Annotated in this window: 9 protein-coding genes and 1 pseudogene; 5 read left to right on the plus strand and 5 right to left on the minus strand. The window is 58.4% G+C overall.

Translation table 11 applies throughout. From position 1 onward, the window contains the following. The 4 genes and pseudogenes from ABYM29_RS13090 to imuA form a co-directional block, all read right to left on the minus strand. A pseudogene (locus ABYM29_RS13090) lies at positions 1-629 on the minus strand (hypothetical protein); the annotation flags it as partial. Between the two features lie 464 nt (positions 630-1,093). Beyond that, on the minus strand, positions 1,094-4,174 hold the full coding sequence (locus tag ABYM29_RS13095) for an error-prone DNA polymerase (protein WP_372865219.1): 3,081 nt from the start codon (positions 4,172-4,174) through the stop codon (positions 1,094-1,096). Between the two features lie 7 nt (positions 4,175-4,181). Beyond that, complete coding sequence (locus ABYM29_RS13100) at positions 4,182-5,630, minus strand: DNA polymerase Y family protein (protein WP_372865220.1); 1,449 nt, start codon at positions 5,628-5,630, stop codon at positions 4,182-4,184. Positions 5,631-5,637: 7 nt separating this feature from the next. Continuing rightward, positions 5,638-6,411, minus strand: coding sequence for a translesion DNA synthesis-associated protein ImuA (gene imuA / locus ABYM29_RS13105; RefSeq protein ID WP_372865221.1), 774 nt, complete (start codon positions 6,409-6,411; stop codon positions 5,638-5,640). 106 nt (positions 6,412-6,517) lie between these two features. Here imuA and ABYM29_RS13110 point away from each other — a divergent pair, with 106 nt between their 5' ends. From ABYM29_RS13110 to ABYM29_RS13120, 3 genes are all read left to right on the plus strand, one after another. After that, the gene (locus ABYM29_RS13110; protein WP_372865222.1) at positions 6,518-7,123 is read left to right on the plus strand and encodes a pyridoxamine 5'-phosphate oxidase family protein; all 606 of its coding nucleotides are present in this window, start codon (positions 6,518-6,520) and stop codon (positions 7,121-7,123) included. 71 nt (positions 7,124-7,194) lie between these two features. Then, positions 7,195-7,452, plus strand: a complete 258-nt coding sequence (locus ABYM29_RS13115; protein ID WP_372865223.1) for a CPXCG motif-containing cysteine-rich protein — start codon at positions 7,195-7,197, stop codon at positions 7,450-7,452. 8 nt (positions 7,453-7,460) lie between these two features. After that, positions 7,461-7,961, plus strand: coding sequence for an O-acetyl-ADP-ribose deacetylase (locus tag ABYM29_RS13120; protein WP_372865224.1), 501 nt, complete (start codon positions 7,461-7,463; stop codon positions 7,959-7,961). Between the two features lie 12 nt (positions 7,962-7,973). Here the strand turns inward: ABYM29_RS13120 and ABYM29_RS13125 are convergent, their stop codons facing one another. Further along, positions 7,974-8,399 (minus strand): TlpA family protein disulfide reductase, encoded by a 426-nt coding sequence (locus ABYM29_RS13125; protein ID WP_372865225.1) that lies wholly within the window; start codon positions 8,397-8,399, stop codon positions 7,974-7,976. 75 nt (positions 8,400-8,474) lie between these two features. On the opposite strand from ABYM29_RS13125, the gene arsC reads away from it, so the two are divergent. Then, positions 8,475-8,828 carry an arsenate reductase (glutaredoxin) gene (gene arsC / locus ABYM29_RS13130; protein WP_372865226.1) on the plus strand — a complete coding sequence of 118 codons (354 nt, stop codon included), beginning with the start codon at positions 8,475-8,477 and terminating at the stop codon, positions 8,826-8,828. A gap of 13 nt (positions 8,829-8,841) precedes the next feature. Next, on the plus strand, positions 8,842-9,392 hold a 551-nt coding region (gene wrbA / locus ABYM29_RS13135; protein WP_372865227.1), incomplete at its 3' end, for an NAD(P)H:quinone oxidoreductase.

A 9,392-nucleotide genomic window follows, 5' to 3' on the forward strand; every position in this document is an offset into this window, starting at 1 on the left:
AGCAGGCCGTCGCTATTGCGCGAGGGTTCAGCATTGGCAGTTTCTGGCGCGGTGCTTTCTGCAGCGCTGTCATCACTGGCGACTTCCTCACTGGGCGCTTCGTCAGTGGCAGCCTCTTCAGCCGGTGCCTCTTCTGCATCCGCATCCGCCTCTTGTGCAGGCTCTTCTGCCGAAGCCACTTCGTCGGCAGTTTCCTGGCGACCCGTTGTCACTTCACCCACCACTGAGGTCGCAGATTCCAGCGAGCCACTGATATCGCCCAGGCCATCAATACCACCGCTGGCATTGGCAATAATATCGGCAGCCGCCGAGACACTGCCCGCCACATCGCCCAGACCTTCAAGTCCCGGCAAGGTCAAGGTAGAAACACTGTTGGCATTGAGTTCGCTCAGTGCTGACAAGGCATCGAGCCCGCTAGCTAGGCTGAGGTCTGTCGATGCACTTATATCGGCGGTGCTGGACAAGCTGCCGCTAATATCAGATAGGGCGCCACCCAGCGATATCGCCGAAGCCGCGCCAAGATTGCCGCCTAGATTAAGGGCTAGGGCATGGCTGTTAGCGGCAGTAATGCTGGAAAGCATAACTGCCGCAACAATAGGATTGATACATATTTTGGTTGTGCTTTGCATGACGTTCTCCTGGTGCATAAATGTCGACTGCGCCGACTTAGTTATGTGGTGATTTTTGTGTTCTGGCCCAGCTCCTCAACTGAGTCATCACATCACCGGCTATTGCTTTGCGAGACAGTTAACGTAGCGCTACTTTCCCCGTCCGCATTTTTGAGTAAAGCCTGTGGTATAGGTAAGTTCCACTATTTTTTTAGTGGGCCACCCTTTTGTTGACGATTCTCAATTTTCTTTGTTTGCCGACTTTTACGGTTTGTTGCCGGCCAATAATAAGGCGCGTTTTTTACATGTTTTTCATCACCTAAAAACGATTAAAAACTCGGCGGTCTGCTCGTTTCAATAGCGACTCCGATCGGTTTGCTGCCTGCGCGTTGACGGTGCTCCTGAAAGGTGGCGCTGCCATTGTTAGCCCTTGTCTCAGTGGGATGGGGTGACGGCATGGGGGGACGCTTGTTGCGCGCGCATTGTCAGTGGAAGTCGTGGGAAGGATAGTCAATATTCAGTTCTACACTGAGATCCTGAATATGATGAGCAATAATGTGAATCACGGCGGGAGCGTTGTGTTGAAGGCTTTTTTGAACACGGCCGTCTATCAGGAGCAACGTGCCCTGTAATATGGCGGATCGGAAGCGTTGTTGCTGCGCAGGCCAGACAACGATATTACTGTTGCCGGTTTCATCCTCTAGGGTCATAAACATAACACCTGCGGCACTGCCGGGGCGCTGTCGGCAAGTCACCAGGCCGGCGATCTTCAGTTGTTGGCCATCCCTTAGGGTGCTGAGTTGTTCGGCGCAGTGGCAGCCCGTTAACATCGCATGGCTTCGCAGTAGCTGTAAGGGGTGGTGGTGTAAGCTCAGGCCTGTGCAGGCATAGTCTTGCTGCAGCGCCTCGCTCGCAGTCGGTTTCTTCAAGCTCAGGGTCGCCGGGCTGGGGCGGTGGGAAAATAAGGGCGGGCTGGCTGGGGACTGGACCAGCCAGTAACTTTGATAGCGGTGTAAATCGAAGCTTTTGAAACTATCACTGCGTGCGAGGAGAGCCAGTTGGTGAGTGTTGAAATGGGCTTCGCTGCGCAGGCGGTTGATGCAGTCCTGCATGGAACGGAACGCTGTCTGGAGGCGCAGCTTGGCTATGCGCTGAGCGCTTTGCTGGCTGATCCCCTTAATAATACGGAAACCGAGGCGAATGGCCATTTGGTCGCCCTGTTTCTCCAGGCTGTGTTGCCAGTCACTGTGGTTGATACACACCGGCAAAATGTCGACGCGGTGGCGCCTGGCATCCTGTGTCAGCTGTGAGACGGAGTAAAAACCCATAGGCTGGCTATTTAACAGGCCGCAGTAAAATTCGGCGGGGTAGTGGCATTTGAGCCACGCTGAGGCATAAGCGAGCAGGGCAAAACTGGCAGAATGGGATTCTGGAAAGCCGTAGGCGCCGAAGCCTTTCATCTGGCTGAACAAACGCTCGGCAAAGTCCTGACTGTAGCCGCGCGCTAGCATGCCGGCGATTAATTTTTGTTTGAAGTTATCCAGGTGGCCGTTTTTTCCCCAGCTAGCCATGGCGCGGCGCAATTGGTCGGCTTCTCCGCCACTGAAGCCTGCTGCGACCATGGCGAGCTGAATGACTTGCTCTTGGAAGATGGGCACACCTAGGGTGCGTTTTAGCACTTCTTCTATGGCTTCATTGGCGTAGTCTTCGACTTCCAATCCCTGTCGGCGGCGTAAAAAGGGGTGCACCATTCCGCCTTGAATGGGGCCGGGGCGGACAATGGCGATTTGAATTACCAGGTCGTAGAAACAGCGCGGCTGGAGGCGTGGCAGCATGGTCATTTGTGCTCGAGATTCGACCTGAAAAACGCCAATACTGTCGGCCTGACAGAGCATTTCATAGGTTGCCGGGTCCTCGGCGGGTATATCCATCAGGCGCATTTCCTTGCCGTGACGATGACTGATGTAGGCGAGGCTGCGGCGCAGGGCGCTGAGCATACCGAGGGCCAAAATGTCGATTTTCATCATACCCAGGGCTTCGAGATCCTCCTTGTCCCACTGGATAATAGTGCGCTCGGCCATGGCCGCATTTTCCTGGGGAACAAGGCTGGTGAGCGTATCGCGACTAATCACAAAGCCGCCAACATGCTGTGAAAGGTGGCGGGGGACGTCGAGAATGTCGTTGACTAGTTGAATAAACTGTTGGCTACGCGCCTCCTGTGGCGGCATGCCCAGCTCGGCGAGACGCTGTTCCATATCGGCGCTGTTGTCCCACCAGGCCATGTTTTTGCTGAGCCGGGCAATGAGCTGTGTATCCAGGCCGAGCGCCTTGCCGACATCACGCAGGGCGCTGCGCCGCCGATAACGGATGACTGTGGCGGTGAGTGAGGCGTGGCTGCGGCCGTACTTACGGTAGATGTATTGGATGACTTCTTCGCGGCGCTCGTGCTCGAAGTCCACATCGATATCGGGCGGTTCGTCGCGTTCGCGGGAGATAAAGCGTTCGAATAATAGTTGGCTGCGACTGGGGTCGACTTCGGTGATAAATAAGCAATAGCAGACCGCGGAGTTGGCCGCAGAACCTCGCCCCTGACAGAGAATTTGGCGGCTGCGGGCAAATTGGACAATATCGTATACCGTCAGGAAGTAATGTTCGTAATCCAGCTCGGCGATGAGTGCCAGTTCTTTGTCTAGACATTGTTCGACCGCAGCGGGTACGCCTTGTGGCCAGCGCTGCATCGCGCCCATCTCGGTTAATTGGCGCAGATGGCTGCTGGCGCTTTGGCCTGCGGGTACCACTTCATTGGGATACTGATAGCGAAGTTCTGCCAGGTCAAAATTGCACAGTGCGGCGATATGCGCCGTTTCGGCTAGCAGTGCTGCTGGGTAATCTCGCTCCAGCAGAGTCGGTGGCTTTATATAATATTCGCTGTTGTGCAGCTTGTTGCGGCCCAGCTCGGTTACCCTGCAATGCTGGCGGATGGCGCAGAGTACATCGTGTAGTGGTTGACGCTTACGGCAGTGCATCAGCGCGCTGGGGCAGGCTACCAGAGGCAATTGGTGGCGGCAGGCCAGCGCGTAGTGCGCCAGGTAGCGCTGTTGTTGCTGGGCATGATTGTGTAGGGCGACTCCTAGCCACAGGCCTTGGCTGAAAGCCTTCTTGAGAAAGACGGCCTGCTCATCGGGGGCGTTATGCTCGGCGAGCCAGATGGCTAACGTATAGTTGCTGTAGCGCAGCAGGGTTTGGCGATCTAGGCTGTAGCGGCCCTTGCTGCTGCGCAGCCGTGCGTGGCTGATGAGTCCGCACAGTTCGCTGTAGGCGCGGCGGTTGGGGGCCAGCAACAGCAGCTGCAAGCCATCGTCGAGACGAAAACGGGCGCCGCAAATAAGCTTAATGCGCTGTTGCCGTGCTGCTTTCCAGGCGCGCACGATACCGGCCAGCGAGCAGTCGTCGCACAGGGCGATAGCACTGTAGCCTAGGGCCGCGGCTTGCTCGACTAGCTCATGGGGATGAGAGGCTGCCTGCAAGAAGCTGAAGTTACTTTGGCAATTGAGTAGCGCAGTCATGGCCGTTCTAGGAAAAAAAACCGTGTAGGTACCAGCGTTGGCTGAGGCAATCTTTGAACAGCCAGCATAGGCCGTGGTCGCGGTGCTGGGCGATATAGTAGTCGCGCACTTGGCGCTGTTGCCACCAGTGACTGTCGAGTCGCTCTGGTCCTTGGAGAATCTCCAGGGGACCGCGCCAGCACAGCTTGCCCGCCTGCTGGTCTAGTTCTAGGGGAGTGGTTAGCAGCCAGCTGGGGCGCAGTGCCTGCTGGTCTACACGCTGGTGTTGGTAGTTGGCTGAGGGACAGGCGATTCCCTGGTGTTCGGGGAGCAGTGCGTCTCGGCTGGCCAATCGCTGTATGGTGTGCTCACCGAGGCGCAGCTGTAGTTTGGCAAACAGTTGCTGCATGGCGTCTTGCTGGCGGCCTTGTTCGGGGCAGTCAAACAGTTGCTCGGCCGGGGTTTCAAGCGCGATAAAGTCACGGCAGGTCAGTGTCAGACGTTCTACCGGGCCAGGGAGCCTGACATGCTGTAACTGCAGCATAACCAGCTCTAGTAGCAGAGGCTGTTGAAAGTGGCGCAGGCTTACCGGCGTCTGCCAGTGTTCGTGGTGGCCATCGAGAAAATGGAAGCTCCAATGGAGGTCGCGGTTGAGGCGCTGGCGCAGGCGCAGATAGATTTCCAGCTCTCGCAGCATGGCTGAAATGGGCAGGCGCAATTGCTCACACTGTTGTAGGCCACCGTCAAATTGGCGTTCGGTATGAAAGTGTTCACTGGGTTGAAAGCGCGGGCGGGGGTCGCTGCGTCGGCCGGTTAGCCGCTCGATAGTGTCGGCCATGGTGTCATCAAAGGCGCTAAGGAGTTCCTTGCGCGGCAGGCTTAAGACATCGCCGACACGTCGTAAGCCCATATTGTGTAAGACCGAGAGTTGGGGGGCGGCTAGCGGAAGATGGCGACTGGGCGCTGCCGCTAGGGCGTTTTTCAGGGCTGGGCGCTGGAGTTCTCCGCGGGCATTGACCAGCGTTGCCGCGCGAATACCTTGTCGGCTGAGTAATTCGGCGGCCATCGGCGTGTTGCCTATGCCTACCCGCAGTTGCAGGCCGCGTTTGCGGTAGGCTGACAGCAGGGTGCGATACAGTCGCTGCAGGTTGCCGAACAGCCGCAGCGAACGACTTACTTCCAGTAACAGGGCATTGGGAGGGGACAGGCTAACGTCGTCACTGAAACGGTAGGCCCACAGGGCGAGTTGATGCCAGTAGTGCTGCTCGCGCGCGCGGTCGCGCTGGCGGCAGTGCAGTTCTGGGCAGAGGGCGATGGCGGTGGTTAGCGACATACTAGCCGTGACCCCTGCGGTTTTGGCTGCGCGGTTTAACAGCTGCACTCGCCCGCCATCTACCAGCGCACAGGGCTGCACGTTAGTGGTGTTCGTCAGGGCGTCTAAGCCGAGCAGTGGGAAGCGCAGACAAATGTACAGCATGATGGTTCTACTGTGGCCGCAGGGGGGCGTGAACCGCGGCGGCACGGCTGTGCAACCTTGTGGGGGGCAGTATTAAACGCTGTCGAGCTGCGGTTTGAACGGGCCACTGGCTGGCCGGCTGTTGGCGCCACAGCAGGTCTTTGGGGCGCTCAATATTCAGGCGCTGGCCGGCATGGCCGCCACTCTGTTTCAGTATTTCTAGCTGTAGGCTGTCCGCCTTGCCACTGAGTAATAGTCGCAGCGGTGCCGGGGAGGCCTGTTGTCGACAAATGGGCGAACGAAAATGTATGTGCCAGCAGTCGCCTTCACGGGCGGCGATATGCAGGCGGCGCAGCTGTCGATTTTGCAGTTGTGGGTCGCTGCTCCAGCTGAGTAGAGCGGCAAAAACACCGCTGCGCAGAGTTTCCTCGGCGGCCCACAATTGCTGGGTTTTGGGGGCGCGAATCAGCCACTGCGATGTGGCATCGAGTTGCTGTTGTTGCAGGCCGGGAGCAAAGGGCAGCCAGGGAGGATTGAGCCAGGCGATGGGGCGCTGTTTGGCGAGTTGGCCCAGGGCTGGCAGTACTAGACTCAGTTCACCTATGCCGGCTGTGGTGCACAGCAGTTCGCAGCTGCCATTGCGTGGCCAGCCCCCCTGGTGCAGGGCCTTGTCCAGGGAGGAGAAGCCGGTGGCGCTGCAGCGGTTGGCCGAGGAGCCCGCGCGGCCCTTGCGCTGCTTGGCTGGCCAGAGTTGTTGGCCGTTGATCAGTTGTTGCAGGGGAGTAGAGGACATGATGCTCATACTGTATTAAGATTGCTGTATGTATATACAGTACTCGAGTTGGGGCTGATGTCAATCCGCTGGGGGCTTTGGCTGGTCACGACAGCGGCTAATAGCGGATACTGGGATGCTTATAGACTGCGCGAGAGCAATGATGAATCGGCCACTGGATGACTTGCAAGAGCACTATCGGCGCGCATTGCGTGAGGGCGACACAGCTGCGCGTTACTGCAGCCTGAGCACGGTGGAGCGGGGGCAGCCGTGTTCGCGCACCTTGGTGCTGCGGGAAATTTCGGCAGAAGGCCCGCTAATTTTCATTAATGACCGCTCACCGAAGTGGTCGCAGCTGATGTCAGGCAAGAGTGAATTGCTGCTGTTCTGGCCGTCGCAAATGCGTCAGTACCGTTTGCGCGGCGACTGGCGGCTGCTGAGTCACGAGCAGATGTCCGGCCATTGGCAAAATAAGCCCGAGGCCGCCAAGTTGTTAGATCACTACTACCGTCGGCTGCAGGCGCAGAGCTCGGAGCTGGAGTCTGAGCGGCGGTTGCGCGAGGGGCTCGCGGCGTTGCGGGAGGAGTTTGGGGGAGATATTCCCTTTGCAGATAACGCCCGCGGCTTGCGTTTACATGTCAACGAACTCGAGGTTTGGCGCGCAGCGGATGACGGTTTGCACCCGCGTCAGCGGTATTGGCAGCAAGATGGGCAGTGGCACACGCAGTTGTTGGTGCCCTAGTGCTTGGCTTGGGCGTTGGGCTGTGATGGCCGGAGCAAGGAGCTAAGCTGCAAGATAGAGGAGGTCGCGCGATGAGCATTCTGGAGGTGATTAAGCAGCGTTGCCCGTATTGCGCTGCAGCCATCGAGTTGGTCGTGGATACCTCAATGAGTGGCCAGCACTACATTGAGGATTGTCAGGTGTGCTGTCGGCCAATATGCATAGAAGTGCTCGCCTGTGGCGGCGCGGGGGAGGTGGCAGCGGATGCCTGGGCCGGGGAGGTGGATGCCGATGTGAGCTGCCAGCTGCGGCTTTATCGCGAAGATGACGTGTTAGAGGGGCGAAGGTGATGGGCCAAATGGAGTGCTTAAAAGCCGATATTTGTCAACTGTCGGTCGATGCTATCGTCAATGCCGCGAATACTCGCCTACTGGGAGGTGGAGGGGTGGACGGCGCCATTCATCGCGCCGCCGGGCCCGAGTTACTGGCTTTTTGTCGCCAGCTGGGTGGTTGCGAGACCGGTGATGCCAAAGTCAGTCCCGGTTTTGCCCTGCCAGCGCGCTACATTATTCATACGGTGGGGCCGGTGTGGCAGGGCGGGGACAGGGGGGAAGCGGCTCTGTTGGCGTCCTGTTATCGTCGCTGTATAGAAGAAGCCCAGCACCTGGCAGTGCAGAGCGTGGCGTTTCCCGCGATCAGCTGCGGGGTATACGGCTATCCTCATCGACCTGCCTGTGATGTGGCGGTAGCCAGTTTGGCTGCGGCGCTACAAGGGGCGCCGAGTGTGCTGCGGGTAATTCTGGTGGCCTTCAGTGATGAGATGCTGGAGCACTGGCAGCGCGCTTTAAGCCACCGCTAGCCGGGTGCGGCGTTAGCGCCCCAGGGCGGCGCGCAGGCTGTCGATGGTTTGCGGTCCGGTCAGTACGGCGGTCAACTCGCCCGCGGGGTTGAGCAGGTAGGTGGTGGGCAGTACCTGCGGGCGCTGTTGTCCCAGTTCGGTGGCCGGGTCGCGCAACATGCTGTCGAAGGTGATACCCATTTCGGCAATGGCGGCGGCCAGTTCTTCACCTTGTAGGCCGTCGTAGTTGGCGCCGATGACGGAGACATCTGGGTACTGCGCGTCGATAGCATTTAGTGCGGGAATTTCCTCTCGGCAGGGTGCGCACCACGTCGCCCAGTAGTTGATCAACAGCCAGTGGCCGGCCTGAGGAATACCACCGCTGCTGGCGCTGCGATCACAGGCGCCGAGTAACAGGCAGAGGGAAAGAGTGAGCAAGCAGTTTTTCAGGGTCTTCATTGCCTTTTCCATAGCGGTCGATGTCGACCGCGCTGTGTATAATGTCGGCCATCGTAGTTTTAACCAGGATGAGCCATGTCTGATTTCACCATCTACCACAATCCCCGTTGTTCCAAGTCTCGCCAAACCTTGCAGTTGCTGGAAGACAATGGCATTGCACCTCAGGTGGTGCGCTATCTGGATGACACTCCAGATGCTGACACGCTGCGGGTACTGCTGGGCAAGTTGGGAATATCTGCGCGGCAATTGTTGCGCAAGGGCGAGGTGGAATACAAGGAGCGCGGCCTTGCCGATGAGACCCTGGGTGATGAACAGTTGATCGCGGCCATGTGCGAGCAGCCTAAATTGATCGAGCGGCCCATCGTGGTACGGGGTGATCGCGCGGTGCTGGGCCGGCCGCCTGAAAATGTTTTGTCGCTGATCGATTGATACGGAGAAGGCAATGGATCAGCAGCGGTATATTTTAGTGCTGTACTACAGCCGCCATGGCGCCACGCGACGACTGGCCGAACAGATTGCCCGCGGTGTGGAGCAGGCAGGCATGGTGGCGCGCTTGCGCACGGTAGCGCCAGTGTCGACGGTGTGCGAAGCGGTGGGCGACGAGATTCCTGAAGACGGTCATCTCTATGCCACTCAGGAGGATTTGCGCGACTGTGCGGGCCTTGCGATGGGCAGTCCGACCCGGTTTGGCAATATGGCGGCGCCGTTAAAATATTTTCTCGATGGCAGCTCGGCGCTGTGGATGAGTGGTGCACTGATCGGCAAACCGGCTGCGGTGTTTACTTCCAGCGCCAGTATGCACGGCGGCCAAGAGACCACACTGATGTCGATGATGTTGCCGCTGCTGCACCACGGTATGCTGATCGCTGGCTTGCCCTACAGCGAAGCGGCGTTGACTACTACGCAGAGTGGCGGTACGCCCTATGGCGCTAGCCATGTTGCGGGCAGCGACGGTCGCGAAGTCGATGCCACTGAATTGGCCCTGGCCTCAGC

The organism is Spongiibacter sp. (assembly GCF_041602295.1).
Classification (GTDB): Bacteria; Pseudomonadota; Gammaproteobacteria; order Pseudomonadales; family Spongiibacteraceae; genus Spongiibacter.